The organism is Aureisphaera galaxeae, from assembly GCF_028561275.1.
GTDB classification, from domain to species: domain Bacteria; phylum Bacteroidota; class Bacteroidia; order Flavobacteriales; family Flavobacteriaceae; genus Aureisphaera; species Aureisphaera galaxeae.
Genome location: NZ_JAQQTF010000019.1, coordinates 1 through 14,634 on the forward strand (window position 1 = coordinate 1; position 14,634 = coordinate 14,634).

The 14,634-nt window shown below is 42.5% G+C and carries 18 protein-coding genes; 10 read left to right on the forward strand and 8 right to left on the reverse strand.

The window, feature by feature from the left end; translation table 11 throughout:
- Nucleotides 1–12 precede the first annotated feature (12 nt).
- The 4 genes from POV27_RS20365 (at nucleotide 13) to POV27_RS18500 (ending at nucleotide 2,563) form a co-directional block, all read left to right on the forward strand.
- A complete protein-coding gene (locus POV27_RS20365) occupies nucleotides 13–171 on the forward strand; it encodes a T9SS type A sorting domain-containing protein (protein ID WP_419179957.1) in 159 nt (52 codons plus the stop codon).
- A gap of 96 nt (nucleotides 172–267) precedes the next feature.
- Nucleotides 268–1,134 carry a DUF4846 domain-containing protein gene (locus POV27_RS18490; RefSeq protein ID WP_272864283.1) on the forward strand — a complete coding sequence of 289 codons (867 nt, stop codon included), beginning with the start codon at nucleotides 268–270 and terminating at the stop codon, nucleotides 1,132–1,134.
- Nucleotides 1,134–1,496 carry a Na(+)-translocating NADH-quinone reductase subunit F gene (locus tag POV27_RS18495; RefSeq protein ID WP_272864284.1) on the forward strand — a complete coding sequence of 121 codons (363 nt, stop codon included), beginning with the start codon at nucleotides 1,134–1,136 and terminating at the stop codon, nucleotides 1,494–1,496. The genes POV27_RS18490 and POV27_RS18495 overlap by 1 nt, the downstream gene beginning before the upstream one ends.
- Complete coding sequence (locus POV27_RS18500; protein WP_272864285.1) at nucleotides 1,496–2,563, forward strand: FAD:protein FMN transferase; 1,068 nt, start codon at nucleotides 1,496–1,498, stop codon at nucleotides 2,561–2,563. Before POV27_RS18495 ends, POV27_RS18500 begins: the two co-directional genes overlap by 1 nt.
- 181 nt (nucleotides 2,564–2,744) lie before the next feature.
- On the opposite strand, the gene POV27_RS18505 is transcribed toward POV27_RS18500, so the two are convergent.
- The 7 genes from POV27_RS18505 to POV27_RS18535 are packed head-to-tail and all read right to left on the reverse strand — an operon-like array spanning nucleotide 2,745 to nucleotide 8,509.
- The gene (locus POV27_RS18505) at nucleotides 2,745–3,509 is read right to left on the reverse strand and encodes a class I SAM-dependent methyltransferase (protein WP_272864286.1); all 765 of its coding nucleotides are present in this window, start codon (nucleotides 3,507–3,509) and stop codon (nucleotides 2,745–2,747) included.
- Nucleotides 3,510–3,517: 8 nt separating this feature from the next.
- Complete coding sequence (map, locus tag POV27_RS18510; protein ID WP_272864287.1) at nucleotides 3,518–4,336, reverse strand: type I methionyl aminopeptidase; 819 nt, start codon at nucleotides 4,334–4,336, stop codon at nucleotides 3,518–3,520.
- A 3-nt stretch (nucleotides 4,337–4,339) separates the two neighbouring features.
- Nucleotides 4,340–4,747, reverse strand: coding sequence for a BT0820 family HAD-type phosphatase (locus POV27_RS18515; RefSeq protein WP_272864288.1), 408 nt, complete (start codon nucleotides 4,745–4,747; stop codon nucleotides 4,340–4,342).
- A 37-nt stretch (nucleotides 4,748–4,784) separates the two neighbouring features.
- Nucleotides 4,785–5,384, reverse strand: a complete 600-nt coding sequence (locus tag POV27_RS18520; RefSeq protein WP_272864289.1) for a TlpA family protein disulfide reductase — start codon at nucleotides 5,382–5,384, stop codon at nucleotides 4,785–4,787.
- A gap of 12 nt (nucleotides 5,385–5,396) precedes the next feature.
- The gene (gene gpmI, locus POV27_RS18525) at nucleotides 5,397–6,911 is read right to left on the reverse strand and encodes a 2,3-bisphosphoglycerate-independent phosphoglycerate mutase (protein ID WP_272864290.1); all 1,515 of its coding nucleotides are present in this window, start codon (nucleotides 6,909–6,911) and stop codon (nucleotides 5,397–5,399) included.
- 56 nt (nucleotides 6,912–6,967) lie between these two features.
- Nucleotides 6,968–7,741: a M48 family metalloprotease gene (locus POV27_RS18530; RefSeq protein ID WP_272864628.1), complete on the reverse strand. Its 774-nt coding sequence runs from the start codon at nucleotides 7,739–7,741 to the stop codon at nucleotides 6,968–6,970.
- A 24-nt stretch (nucleotides 7,742–7,765) separates the two neighbouring features.
- Complete coding sequence (locus POV27_RS18535; RefSeq protein WP_272864291.1) at nucleotides 7,766–8,509, reverse strand: M15 family metallopeptidase; 744 nt, start codon at nucleotides 8,507–8,509, stop codon at nucleotides 7,766–7,768.
- 44 nt (nucleotides 8,510–8,553) lie between these two features.
- On the opposite strand from POV27_RS18535, the gene POV27_RS18540 reads away from it, so the two are divergent.
- A complete protein-coding gene (locus POV27_RS18540) occupies nucleotides 8,554–8,985 on the forward strand; it encodes a GNAT family N-acetyltransferase (RefSeq protein ID WP_272864292.1) in 432 nt (143 codons plus the stop codon).
- A 108-nt stretch (nucleotides 8,986–9,093) separates the two neighbouring features.
- On the opposite strand, the gene pepE is transcribed toward POV27_RS18540, so the two are convergent.
- Nucleotides 9,094–9,801: a dipeptidase PepE gene (pepE, locus tag POV27_RS18545; protein ID WP_272864293.1), complete on the reverse strand. Its 708-nt coding sequence runs from the start codon at nucleotides 9,799–9,801 to the stop codon at nucleotides 9,094–9,096.
- Nucleotides 9,802–9,884: 83 nt separating this feature from the next.
- Here pepE and POV27_RS18550 point away from each other — a divergent pair, with 83 nt between their 5' ends.
- The 5 genes from POV27_RS18550 (at nucleotide 9,885) to POV27_RS18570 (ending at nucleotide 14,549) form a co-directional block, all read left to right on the forward strand.
- Nucleotides 9,885–10,649, forward strand: coding sequence for a peptidase associated/transthyretin-like domain-containing protein (locus POV27_RS18550; protein WP_272864294.1), 765 nt, complete (start codon nucleotides 9,885–9,887; stop codon nucleotides 10,647–10,649).
- Nucleotides 10,650–10,707: 58 nt separating this feature from the next.
- Complete coding sequence (locus POV27_RS18555) at nucleotides 10,708–11,211, forward strand: DUF6702 family protein (protein ID WP_272864295.1); 504 nt, start codon at nucleotides 10,708–10,710, stop codon at nucleotides 11,209–11,211.
- Nucleotides 11,212–11,290: 79 nt separating this feature from the next.
- Complete coding sequence (locus POV27_RS18560) at nucleotides 11,291–13,600, forward strand: M1 family metallopeptidase (RefSeq protein ID WP_272864296.1); 2,310 nt, start codon at nucleotides 11,291–11,293, stop codon at nucleotides 13,598–13,600.
- An 85-nt stretch (nucleotides 13,601–13,685) separates the two neighbouring features.
- Nucleotides 13,686–13,964, forward strand: a complete 279-nt coding sequence (locus tag POV27_RS18565) for a Sec-independent protein translocase subunit TatA/TatB (RefSeq protein ID WP_272864297.1) — start codon at nucleotides 13,686–13,688, stop codon at nucleotides 13,962–13,964.
- Nucleotides 13,965–14,549 carry a phosphatase PAP2 family protein gene (locus POV27_RS18570; protein WP_272864298.1) on the forward strand — a complete coding sequence of 195 codons (585 nt, stop codon included), beginning with the start codon at nucleotides 13,965–13,967 and terminating at the stop codon, nucleotides 14,547–14,549.
- Nucleotides 14,550–14,634: the final 85 nt, after the last annotated feature.

Genomic DNA, 14,634 nt, shown 5'->3' on the forward strand with positions numbered 1-14,634 from the left:
GCCATTGAGAAAGTGGAAGTACATGACCTTATGGGAAGAAAAGTGACATCCATTGAGGTTGCCGGGACATCTTCCCAGCGTTTAGATCTTTCAGGACTTAATAGTTCGGTGTATTTCGTTACGATCACTACCGATCATGGAACCTTAACGAAGCGAGTAATTAAAAAGTAATTTAATTTATATATAAGTAGAATGCCCTGATGAAAATCGGGGCATTTTTTATGGTTCATTTCAAAATAAATTGCTGAAGATACAGTTGTTACCTGTATGAAACGACTACTACTAGCCTTATTTGCCATTGCATGTATTGTTTATTTCTTCTTCACGGACAAGGGACAGGTCATGAAAAATGTCGCTGTCAGTTATGTAGTCACTCCCGATTATTTAAATGAAGAAGGACGTACGGTAGTGGATAGAATTATAGTTCCAGAAGGGTACACACGCGATGTGTATGAAGAAGGGAGTTTTCAGAAGTACATTCAGGACTATCCTTTAAAAGAGTTTGGTGCAGAGGTCATCAATTATGATGGGGAGCCTTATGTGTACCAAGGAGGCCATGTAGGTGTTTTCGAACTTTCCGTACCTGCTAATGGATTGCAACAATGTGCCGATGCCCTCATACGATTGCGTTCAGAATATCTCTGGGAGAAGGGAAGAAAAAGTGAAATTGGTTTCAACTTTACCTCGGGACACCATTGTTCTTGGCAAAAGTACGCCGAAGGATACCGTCCTAAGATAAATGGTAACAAGGTGACTTTTCACAAAACAGCTGTTGCCAATACTTCTAAAGAGAATTTTTACAAATACCTTGATCTTGTCTATACCTACGCCGGGACCCTTTCTTTGTATCACGAATTGCCTAAAATAAATAGTCTGGATGATATCGAAGTAGGGGATCTTCTCATTTATCCGGGAAGTCCTGGACATGTTATTTTGGTGGCGGACAAAGCGGAGAATGAAATGGGGGAAAAAATATTTATTTTTGCACAAGGAAATACCCCAGCGCAGAGTGTTCACATTCTTAAAAACCCGAATGACACTTCTTTGAGCCCCTGGTATGAAATTACATTGGGAGAGCGTTTGGAGATTCCGACCTATTATTTCGAAAACGTTCAGATGGTCCGATTTAAATAATGAGCAAACCCCTTACCGAACAAGAATTACACAACCTCGCTATGAATATTGTGGGCAAGGATCTCGAATCTAAGGGATACGAATTTTTGGGCGTCAATTCGAAATTGAAAAAAGACCCGCAGTTTGTGGCGCTGAAGAATAAAAACCTCCATTTTGTGATTGTACGTGCCATTTCCTATCCACAGGATGCCGATGCTTACGATCCTATTTTTATGCGGACCATAAAACAGCATGCCGAGAAGTTTGAAGCCAAGACCTATTACGCGGGAGTAGGATTGGGCCATGGGAGCGATTATGCCAAGCCGGTCATAAAAGACGAACATTATTCTTTAGTATATAACGGATTACAAGAAATCAAGTAATGATGAAAAAACTACTTCTGGCGATGGTTGCCATCGCTTTTTTTGCCTGTAAGGAAGAAAAGAAAAGCCCCGAACTAACTGCTATGCAGGGCAACGCTTTTGGAACAACCTATTCCATTCAATATTTCACAGATACTAAAATGGATCTGGAAAAGGGAATTGACTCGGTGATTCATGCCGTGAACAAATCGGTAAGCACCTACATGCCCAATAGCGATATCTCAAAAATCAATCAGGGGGATTCTACCGTAGTTGTGGATGCAATTTTCAAGAAAGTTTTCAAATTATCTGGCTGGATGCATCGGGATTCCGAAGGATATTTCGATCCTACCATTGGAGTGCTTCGCAATGCCTATGGTTTTGGGGACGAAAAACCCTTGAAGAAGATCGACAGTCTAACCCTCGATTCGTTGATGAATTATGTAGGGTTCGAAAAAGTAGAATTGACCAAAGCCGGGACCATACGAAAAGCCAACCCCAATATTTATTTCGACTTCAATGCCATTGCCAAAGGATATGGCATAGACCTTTTGGGTGAATATCTCGAGTCTCAAGGAATTAGCAATTACCTTATTGAATTAGGGGGTGAATTACGGGCTAAAGGGAGTCATATTGAAAAGGAACAGCCTTGGATTGCTGGGATTGAAAGTGTAGATTCCCATTTGGAGCATCGTTCGTATGACAAAAAAATCTATTTGAAGGATATGTCCATGGCTTCCTCCGGGAACTATAGAAAGTTCCGGATCGATTCCGCTACGGGTAAGAAATATGTGCATACTATTAATCCTTTAACCGGAAAGGCCGAGCAGCTTTCAATTACCAGTGCCACCGTAATCGCACCCACCTGTGCCGAGGCAGATGCCTATGCGACTGCTTTTATGGCTATGGGACTTTCTAATGCGAAGCGTTTGGTAAAGGAATCTGTGGATATTGAAGCGTATTTCACCTATATCAATCCAAGGGGTGAAGCACAGTCGTTCATGTCTGGAGGTTTTTTTGGTTTGGTGGTGAAAGAGGAGGGGAGTGAACCCAAGCAGAATCACGATCACCACGGACATCAGCATTAAGGAAAGTCTTTAAGCTGAGGGCTTCTCGATACAATTTTTCTTCGAAAAATCACCTGCCTACCGGCAGGCAGGCTCGAAGACCTTAAGAATATAAATAATTTATTGTCTATCGAACCCCGAGTGTTTCGAGATAATCGAGAAATGAATCGAGGGGTAATTTGGTACTGAGAAGACCCTTATTCTACTTATAACAAATCGGAAGTAATTCTCCTTTAGGAAGACGGTACTTTTCGATCATTTCTTCAGAAAAGTTCGCAGTGTAGTCTACCGGGTCTACCCGAAAACCAACCGAACGGAGTTTCTCAAAATAGTCCATTCCGTAAACACGTACATGATCGTACTGTCCGAAGATCTTAGCGCGTTCCTTGGGATCGGTAATGGAATCATCTTCAAAAGTGACATCGCGCTTGCTTTCGTAGGGCACCTGGACAATGGCACATCCACCGGGAGCGAGCACACGATAGAGTTCTTGCATGGCTTTGGTGTCGTCTGGAATGTGTTCCATGACATGGTTACAGATGATAAAGTCGTAGCTGTTGTCATCGAAAGGAAGATCACAGATATCAGCCTTTACATCGGCAATGGGTGAATTGAGATCGGTGGTGGTATAGGTAAGGTTTGTAAGTTTTTTGAAACGCTTCAGAAATGCCTGTTCCGGAGCAAAATGCAATACCCTCAATGTCTTGTCGAAAAATGGGGTTTCATTCGATAGATACAACCAAAAGAGACGGTGCCGTTCCAATGAAAAAGTGCCTGGTGCCAAAACGTTCTCACGGACATTTTCATAACCGTAGGGTAGAAATTTTCGATAGGATTTTCCGTCAATAGGATCTGTATGCTTGCTTCCACGAAGGAAAAGGGCCATTAAGGGCCTTAGCACATAGCTTATCCGAATAAGTAGCGGCCTTGGGATGAGGTTCAGGAAAAATTTTGCGATGCGTTGCATGGAGAATGCTATAGGACCAGTTCTTTCTGTCTGAATTCTTTTTCCTCGTCGCTTTCAATACCCAATGCTTCATACACATAGCCGAAGGTAGAAAGCAATTCAGGTTTTCCGTCTACAATGGCAATATTATGCTCAAAATGCGCACTGGGTTTGCCATCTTTGGTTACTATGGTCCATCCATCCTTTAATTGGCTTACCCGATGGGTTCCCATATTAATCATAGGTTCTATAGCCACGGTCATGCCTTCAACGAGTTTCTTCCCGCGGCCTCTTCGTCCGTAATTTGGCATTTCGGGATCCTCATGCAATTTCTTGCCAAGACCATGTCCTACCAATTCCCTCACAACACCGTATCCGAAAGATTCGCAATAATTTTGGATGGCGTATCCTACATCGCCCACACGGTTATGGACTTTTAGTTCTCGGATACCAATATAAAGCGACTCTTTGGTTACCTGTAGCAACTTTTTTACCTCCGGATCTACTTCTCCTACTTCGAAGGTGTAGGCGTGATCTCCGTAGAATTCATTTTTTACGGCACCACAATCGATAGCCACGATATCCCCTTCCTCTAAAGGCTTATCGGTAGGCAGTCCGTGCACCACGGCTTCATTCACACTGGTAAGAAGGGTAGAGGGACAGCCGTACAGTCCTAGGAATCCAGGAACGGCTCCTTGATCCCGAATGAACTCTTCGGCAATTTTGTCGAGATAATTCGTGGTAACCCCAGGTTTTACCTCTTTGGCAAGCATACCCAGCGTTCTTGAAACCACTAGGGCACTTTCGCGCATCAATTCAATTTCTTCTCTCGTTTTTGTAATGATCATAATTTAAAAGCCGAACCAGTTTTTTTTCTTTTTTCTTCGGGTTGCCACAGGAGGGGAGGTGTCTCCAATAATTTTCTGATAGATTTCCCCCCAACTCACCATTCCGCCGAAATTCCGATCATCGATAAAAATATCTGCATTTATCTTTCGGCTGTATTTTGTTTCATATTCTTCTTCCGGAAAACTTTTGTTCACCGCGTAAAAAGTAATTCCGTTTTCCTTGCAAAAAGCAACGGCCTCGTCCAATGCACGACCATGACGGTAGGTCCATAAAATAAGCCTATGGCCGTTATCTTGAAGCTTTTTTAGTGTGTCGAAGGCGAATAATTGTGGCTTGCCAATGTTCGGATAATTGTCTTCCACAATAGTGCCGTCGAAATCCACAGCGATTGTCATGGTATCTTTGATCATAATGGGGACGGTTGAAAGCGCAAAATTACGAAGAAAATTATTCTTCGTAGGCGTGTTTGTACGGTAGGCCTTTTAGAATGGATAACATGTCCTTTTCCAGTGTTTGCTGGGGATATTCCACGATTCGGTTCAGTTCTTTTCCATCCTTATAAAAAATGATGGTAGGAACGTATTCGATGTTCAAATCCTTTTCAAAATTCTGGGGCGTGGTTTTATCGTGCGTCATGGCAATCATATGGACATTCTTTTCCTCATAATCCACTTGATCCAGAACCTTAAATAAGGCGGGTACCTCACGTTGGCTATCCTCACACCACGAACCCATAAAAGTTTTGATGGTCACATCTTTTAACAAGGGTGCAAGGCTGTCTACCACGGTCGAGTCCAATACATGTAAATTATAATTCTCGGTAAACCATTCCTTAAAAGGCTCCTCTTGTAGACCTTTGCAATTAATCTCTCCTAACAACATCTCTCCTCCATCTTCTTCGTCCGGTACGCGAACATTAATGGTTTTAGATGGATCTACTTCCACCATCTCAGTTTCGGTAGTGCCTTCTTCTATGGTTTCTTCTTTTGTATTCGATTTACAAGCAATAAGGGACACCAGTGTAAAACAAATTAGGATGTATTTCATGGTTATCGGTTTTTAAATTAATGATTCTTGGGTCATGGCCTCAGGTTGTTCCACACCCATAAGTGTAAGGATGGTGGGTGCGATATCGCCCAACACCCCTTTATTTATGAACTTAATGTCTTTGTCTACTAGAATGAGGGGAACAGGATTGGTGGTATGTGCCGTATTGGGAGATCCATCAGGATTTTTCATGGTCTCACTATTCCCATGATCCGCAATTATAATAGTAGCATATCCTTGAGCTAAGGCCTCGTTAACGATTTCCTTTGTGCACTCATCCACCACTTCACAAGCCTTCATGGCGGCTTCCATAACGCCTGTGTGTCCTACCATATCGGGATTGGCGAAATTAAGGCAGATAAAATCGGCCGTTTGTTCCTTTATTTCTGGCAGAATCTTATCCCGAATATCGAAAGCACTCATTTCGGGCTTCAGGTCGTAAGTCGCCACTTTCGGTGAAGGACAAAGGATGCGTTTTTCTCCTTTATAAGGTTCTTCGCGTCCACCATTAAAGAAAAAGGTGACGTGTGGGTATTTCTCGGTTTCTGCAATGCGTATTTGCGTTTTTCCCGCATTGGCAAGGGTTTCGCCCAGCGTATCTTTTATGTTTTCCTTGTCATACACCACTTTGATGCCTTGGAAGGTATCATCGTAATTGGTCATGGTGACATAATACAACGGCATTTTGCTCATTTCGAAATCTGGGAAATCTTCTTGGCTCAGTACCTGTGTCAATTCCCTTCCTCGATCGGTTCTGAAATTGAAAAACAAGACGACATCATCCTCTGCGATCGTAGCGATCGGTACATCGTTTTCAGTAACTACCAAAGGCTCTATAAACTCATCGGTCACACCATTTTCGTAACTGTTCTTGATGCTTTCTGAAGGATTCCCGGTCTCGGTTCCTTTTCCATGCACTACTAAATCATAGGCCTTTTTTACACGTTCCCAGCGCTTATCACGATCCATGGCGAAATAGCGTCCAATGACCGAAGCCAATTTCCCGGTGGATTGATCCATATGCTTTTGAAGTTCGGCTACAAATCCGATTCCACTTTTAGGATCGACATCCCGGCCATCGGTAAAGGCATGTACAAAAACATCTTGAAGATTGTAGTCATTGGCAACATCGAGCAATCCTTTTAAGTGATTAATATGGGAATGTACGCCACCATCAGAAAGTAGGCCCAGCAGATGCACCTTTTTGCCATTGTCCTTGGCGTATTGAAAGGTTTCTTGGATTACCCGCTCGTCTTTCAACGTATTGTTCTGAACCGCCAAGTTGATCTTGGCCAAGTCTTGGTACACGATCCTTCCTGCTCCTAGGTTCATATGTCCTACTTCACTGTTGCCCATTTGCCCTTCAGGCAATCCCACATTCATACCGTGGGTAAGCAATTCTGCGTTAGGATATTTGTGGGGAAGGGAATCCATGAAAGGTGTTTTCCCTTTGGCAACGGCCGAAACTTCTGGGTTTTGGGTAATGCCCCATCCATCTAGGATGAGCAGTAGGACTTTTTTGTTCATGGAACAAAGATAGTAAGATCGCCATCAGATTTTAGGCCTGTTTGCACTTTATTAACCTACTGATTTTTGTATTTCTCGATAGAAGCCTTTATCTGTTCGATTCGGTTTTCGGGATCGGGATGGGTACTCTTATGTTCTGGTACTCGGTTGGGACCGGCAGCTGCCTTAAGGATATTCATCACGTCGATCATTTCATAGGGATCGTATCCGGCATCCATCATAAAACGAACTCCCAGATCATCACTTTCCAGTTCGTCTCCACGACCGTTGGTCAACAATTTGTTCTGTCCAATACTGGCAATGATTCCACCAGCATCAGCTCCTACCGATCCCGCACGGGTGAGGTCCTGCCACAGACCGGCTTCGGCAATACGTTCACTGGAATGTCTTCCCAGTACATGTCCTATTTCATGCCCAAGCACTCCTGCCAACTGATCTTCATTTTCCAATTGGGAATACAAGGCAGCAGTGATGAATATTTGTCCACCAGGTAGTGCAAAGGCATTGATGGTGCGATCATCCGCCAATAAATGGAACTCAAAGTTGTTCTTGTATTCGCTTCTTCCCGCAACACTACTGCTAACCAATCTTGCACCTACACGATCCACAGTTGCCTGGGCCCCCTGATCGGGATGTAATCCGCCATGCTGTTGCGCCATTTCTGGATAAGAATTGATACCTAATGCTATTTCTTCCTTAGGATCCAAGGCAATGGCCTGAACCCTTCCTGTATATGGATTTTCTTCTTTACTGCCACAATATTTAACCAAGGCAAAGGCGGCCAAAGCCAAACCTATAAAGATCCGTATTTTCCAATTTCCTCTCATGATAGTCAGAATTATTCTTTTCTAAATTTACGAAAGTAATTTTGGGTTGATATCTAAAATGTTTTCTTTTCGATATTTGGTAATGAATTCATCGGTGAAGTGTTCATGTCCCATGATGCTTTCTTCCTGTAAGATGGCTTTTACGTCCAATTTTTCATAGGCTTTCAACATGGGTATGGAAACAGGGGCATAGCTAAAATGCCAAGGTTCGTATTCAAATCCTTTTCGGTTGGCATTGTCTGTATATACTTCATAAAATCCGAAGGATTCTGCATGTTTGTCCATCCATTCCTTGAATTTACAAAAGGGGCCTTTGCCATGGTAATGTTGGGCTTGCAAGACACTTTCAGGTCTGGGTGCATTCGCATCGATGAGGTCCAGATCGGTGCCCCAATGGTGTCGCGATGTGCCTGGGATGGTAGAATATTCAATGATTTTTTCAATGGCTTCCATAGGGGATAGGCCTTGTCCTGTAAAGCGCTTGTATTTACCTTCAAAAATCTGTTTTTGTCGGTCGAAGCTGCGGTAGGCGGAAACCACTTCAATTTTTATTCCTTCTGTCGCTGCCGCAGTGCTCATCTTTTTAAGTGCTTGTGCTGTTTCCCGATGCATGGTCGAGGTATAGCTGTCGCCAGAAATATCGGGATTGCCTTTTCCTATGAGTTGATTGCGGGTAAATTCCTCCTGAAATGCGCCTAAGGAAAAGGAGGGAAGGAGGCTGCATCCGGCACCCATAATGAGTGATGTTTTTATAAAATCTTTTCGGTTCATTTCTTACTTTAGTGGTTTCTAAAAGTACTACTAATTTGTGAGTTATGGCTATCGATTTCCGCATCATTCCTTCCGATAAAATTATGGACATTTTGCCCTTGGTTTACAAACTGAACGAGGGGCGAATCACTAAAGAAGTTTTAACAGAGCGTATTTTGGAAATGGCGCAACAACGTTATGAATGTTTGGGGATCTATGATGGCGATGCCCTAATTGGCGTATGTGGCATGTGGTTTCAGACTCGTCATTATGCGGGTAGGAGTTGTGAGGTAGACCACGTGATTATTGATGATACTTATCGTGGCCAAGGTATTGGTGACAAAATGATGCAGTTTGTGTATGAACATGCCAAGAAAAAAGGTTGCCGTTGGGTAGAGTTAAACACCTACGTTCACAATTTCCCTTCTCATAAGTTTTATTACAACCAAGGGTTTGTGGCCAAAGGCTATCATTTTATTAAGGATATTACTAAATAGTATAATTGTTTTGTGCTGTCTGGTCGAGCATCCACATGCCGCCAAAGCTCTAGCGGAAGCGTCAGTTGAGACCTTATTCAACCTCTCGATGGCGCTCGAGGTGACCTGCTAAGTAATTTGAGCCATAGAATTGCCAGTCTCCATTTCGTAAGGTTTCTTCCCCTGTTCAAAAATACGGGCTGTCAACGGTCCTTTCAATAAGATGTTTTCGCCATCTACCTCAATCCAGCTTCCTTCGCGTATGCCAACTACGGGAATCGTGTTTTGTGTATGAAATTCCTTGATTCGGGTTTCCCTTGTTTCGCCCATATGGGTGCTGCCTTCAATAGGGTCTAAATAATGTGGATTGATGTTGAAGGGCAGGATTCCCAAGGTTTTAAAAGAAGGAGGATACACAATAGGCATATCGTTGGTGGTTTGCATGGTGAGCCCACAAATATTACTGCCGGCACTAGTTCCCAGATATGGCGTTCCGGTATGAATGGCCTGTCTCAAGGGTTCCATCACCCCATTCCTGTACAGTTGTGATACCAATACAAAGGTGTTACCGCCTCCGGTAAAAATGCCCTTGGCTTCTTGTATGGCTAGTACGGGGTCGTTGAACTCATGTAACCCTTTTACCTTTTTTCCGATACTTGAAAATGCCTTTGCTGCAGCTGCGGTATAAGCATCATGGGAAACACCACCCGGTCTGGCATAAGGAATAAAAACGATCTCTTCGGTTTCCGAAAAAAGCAGGGAGAGTTCGGGGAGTAGGTATTCGAGATAACCACTTCCAAAGACAGTGGAGGTACTGGCAACAATAAGACGTTTCATAAAATGGGTTTGTGTTCAAATTTAACAAAACCTTGACGGCCACATTAGGATTTTTCTAAGAAAACTCCACCTATATTTACGGTGTGACTAAATATACCTTCCTACTCACCTTCCTTTTCTCATCTGCGCTTTTTGCGCAGCAAAAGAAATTATACGGTAAGATTGAAAACAAAAAGGACATGGAAGGGATTCATATTCTGAATACTTCTTCGCGCTACAATTCGGTGACCAACGAAATTGGTGAGTTTTTCATTACCGTGAAGCCCAGCGATACTCTTTTGGTGTCTTCGGTAACCTATGTGCCGGAACAGGTAGTGGTGACCCAAGAAGTATATGAACAGGGATACATTTCCATTACCCTGAGGGATTTGGTCAATGAATTGGATGAAGTGTTTTTGGGGCCTAATTTATCCGGCGATCTGGAACGTGACCTAAAGAACATCGAGGTAGAAGATCAAATTAATTTTGATGATGTAGGTATACCGGGTTTTAAAGGGAAGGCCGAAGAAAAAATCCCTAATCTAGTGGGGCAGGTAATTACACCATTTTCGGTGAATGTTGAAGGGCTCTACAAATACATAAGCGGGTATTACAAAAAGCTGAAGATGCGCCGTAAATGGGAGTCGCAGAATGTTCTGGTTTCCTTGCTCCTGTATCATTATCCACAAGGATATTTCAACGAAGCCTACCAGATTCCCGAAGAACGTACCTACGATTTTTTGCTCTATTGTGTCGAGACCAGTAATATGCAAAAGTACTTTGATGGTGGCCACCACGGACAGGTCATGGAAATCTTCGAAGAAAAGGCTGCCGAATACAGAAAACGCTTGAACGAAAAAAAGGAATAGATTTTGTAACAAACCTAAAAAGTGAGCGTCCTATTAATTTTAGAATCGATTTAAAAAAATGAAATTTTTCCGAATTGCGATCATCGCATTATGCATTCCGGTTTTGGCTTCTTTTACAGCCCACAAGTTCTACGTGAGCATTACCAAGATCGAATTTGCTGAAGAGGAACAGACCCTTCAGATTATTTCCAAAATTTTCATAGACGATATAGAAGATGTATTGCAGGAGCGATATGACAAAACCTTGGTGTTAGGGGCCGAATCCGAACAACCCAAGGATGTTCTTCTCATGAACAAATATGTGCTTCAGAAGTTTGATGTGCAGGTGAATGGTGTACCTATGAAGTATGAAATCCTGGGACACGAATACGAAAATGATATTCTAAAAGTTTATATAGAAATACAGCAGGTTTCTGAATTGAATTCCATCATGATCGAAAACAAAATATTGATGGATAAATTCGAAGAACAGCAAAATATTATTCATGTAAAGAAATTTAAGAAGCGGAAAAGTTTGGTGTTGGATAAGGATAATCCTAAAGGAACGTTAAACTTCGGGTAGTCACCTGCCAAAACCGCTGAGAAAAGCTATTTTTAAAGGTTTTAAAAATAATCAACAATCAAAACAATCAATAATAATTATGAAACTAATTAAGTACCTATCCCTAGCGGTTCTGTTCTTAATGGCAGGAGCGTCCTTCGCACAGGATGATGTCGAAAAAGAAGAGGAGCGCAAGCCTGGGCATTACAACAACAATCGCTTTAAGCAATTGTACGAAGAATTTTCTACCCCGAATATGTACCGTTCTGGTAATGGGGCACCGGGACCTAACTACTATCAGCAGCAGGCTGATTACGTAATGGATCTTACCATAGATGACAAGAATGCTAAGCTTTATGGAGAAGAAACCATAACGTATACGAACAATTCTCCAGATGAATTGGAATACCTTTGGGTACAGTTGGACCAAAACGTACGTGCAAGGGATTCTAAATCTCCACTTATCGAGCCCAATGGTGCATTTCCAGCGGAGATGACAGGTTCTTTCATCAATAAGTACATGGGTGCTGGATTTGACGGAGGTTTCAAAATAGATTGGGTTAAGGATGAAAAAGGAAAGCCACTTCCGCACACCATCAATAGAACGATGATGCGTGTGGAAATGCCTAAGAATCTTAAGACAGGTGAAAAATTTGTATTCTCCATTAAGTGGTGGTACAACATTCCAGAACATACGGTAGATCGTGCCCGTAGTGGTTTCGAAACCTTCGGCGATGGTAATCGTGGATATGTTATCGCACAGTTCTACCCTCGTATGGCGGTTTACAATGATGTAGAAGGATGGCAAAACAGTCAGTTCTGGGGGCGTGATGAATTCGCACTTCCCTTTGGTAACTTCGACGTAAATATTACCGTTCCTTCAGATCATGTGTTAGATGCTACTGGAAATTTATTGAACCGTAAGGAAGTGTTTAGCAAGGAAATGATGAAGCGTTTCAACAAGGCTCAGAAAAGTTATGATGAACCTGTAATTATTGTTTCTCAAGAAGAGGCAGAAGCGGCATCTAAAGGATTTGCGACGGACACCAAGACTTGGAAGTTCCGCGCAGAGAATGTACGTGATTACGGAATCGCTACTTCGCGTCGTTACATTTGGGATATGATGGCGGTTAAGATTGGAAATAGAGACGTAATGGCGGTTTCTATGTATCCGCCAGAAGGAAACCCATTGTGGGAAGACTGGTCTACCAAGTTAGTAGCAAGTACGTTGGAAACGTATTCCCGCATGGCTTTCGATTATCCATACCACAAAGCCATTTCGGTACATGCTAAGAACCAAGGGATGGAGTATCCTATGATTTGCTGGAACTACGGTCGTCCTAACGCCGATGGTACTTACAGCGAAAGAACCAAGTATGGAATGTTTGGTGTAATCATTCACGAGGTAGGACACAACTACTATCCTATGATCGTAAATAGTGATGAGCGTCAGTGGACTTGGATGGACGAAGGAATCAACACCTTTGTACAGTATGTGGCTGAGCAGGATTTTGGTGAAAAATACCCAGAAGCCATTGCGCCTAACAAAACATATCCTTCACGAAGAGGACCTGCCAAGACCATTGTAGATTATATGGCCGGTAACCAAGATCGTATGGCACCTATTATGACGAAAGGATTGAATACCTATAATTTTGGATCCAATGCCTATTCTAAGCCAGCCGTAGGATTGAATATTCTTCGTGAGACTATTATGGGACGCGAATTGTTCGACTATGCTTTTAGAACGTACTCACAAAGATGGATGTTTAAGCACCCAACCCCAGAAGATTTCTTCCGTTCTATGGAGGACGCTTCTGCAGTAGATTTAGACTGGTTCTGGAGAGCTTGGTTCTTCACTACCGACTATACTGACATAGGTGTTACGGGAGTGAAGAAGTTCTATGTAACTTCTAAAATGAACAAGGAGATCCGTGAAATGATGGAGGCTCGAGGATTAAAGGAAAGTGATCTTCCACCATTGGTATATTTGGTTGAAGAAGGAAGCGAGGACTACGATGAGAGTATGAAGAATGCTACCTTAGACGATGTAACTACACTTCAAGAGTACATCATGGATAATGTAGATGCTGCCGATAGAGCGAATCTTAAGAACCCTAAGTTTTTCTATGAAGTAACCTTCGAAAAGCCAGGAGGAATTCCAATGCCTATCATTGCAGAGTACACGTATAGCGATGGTTCTACCGAAAGGGTAACCTATCCTGCACAGATTTGGAGAAAGGACGATGCTTCTGTAGGAAAGGTAATCGCTTCAGAAAAAGAAATTACCAAGATTGTTGTAGATCCGGATGAAGAAACTGCCGATATTGACACGTCTAACAACACTTGGCCTAAGAAAAAGAAATTGGGAGAATTCAACCAATTCAAAAACAAAGTAAAAGGACAATAGTCGTTTACCGATAAAATGAAAGCCCTTTCCTTTTCGGAAGGGGCTTTTTTCTATAACTGCATTTCTAAATTTGTATCTTTGCCCTATGACACTTCCTCTATTTATTAGCGGTGCCGAGATTGCATTCATCCTTTTCATCGTACTTATGGTTTTTGGAGCCGATAAAGTGCCGGAAATCGCACGTGGATTGGGAAAAGGAATGCGGCAGATAAAGGATGCTACCAACGATATTAAAACCGAAATCACCAAGAGTGCGGAGAAGCAAGGTATCGATGTGGACATTACCAAGGATGTGAAGAAGGAAATTGATAAGGTAAAGGAAGATGTCAACGAGATTACCGGACCTATCAAACGCAACTTCTAAATGCTGGAGACACTCAGGCAATGGGATAGGGATCTATTAATTTTTCTGAACAATTTAGGGACAAGTACGTTCGACGGTTTTTGGGTCTTCGTTACGAAGATTGAAAGTTGGACTCCGCTATTCTTGTTTTTTGCCATCATTCTTTTTTATTACTTCGGAAAGAGAAAAGGGATTAAAGCATTCTTTTGGACACTCATCACTTTCGCCATCACTCTTTTCTTGACCGATGGAACCAAGCTATGGGTAGAACGGTTACGTCCCAATAATGTAACAGATTTGGCCGAGCAGCTTAGGGTGTTGCAATTCCCGGATACCTTCAGTTTCTTTTCTGGGCATGCCTCCACCAGTTTTGCCATTACTACTTTTATGGTATTGCTCTTACGTCCGTTTACGAAATGGATCTATTTGGCGTATCTATGGCCGCTGTTGTTTTGCACCAGTAGGATATATGTTGGGGTACATTATCCATTCGATATTTTGGTAGGGGCTTTGGTAGGAACGCTGCTTGCAGTGTTATCGTTCCGTTTATATAAGTTTTATATACGAAAAGACCCGGGATCTCCTCAGTCCCAGGCCTCTTCATAAGTACTCGACTTCTCGAATTTATCTATTTTGAAGATAACTTATTAATGTGTTGGGAGTCCTCCCCAAGCCCGGCTGCGCCTTGAGT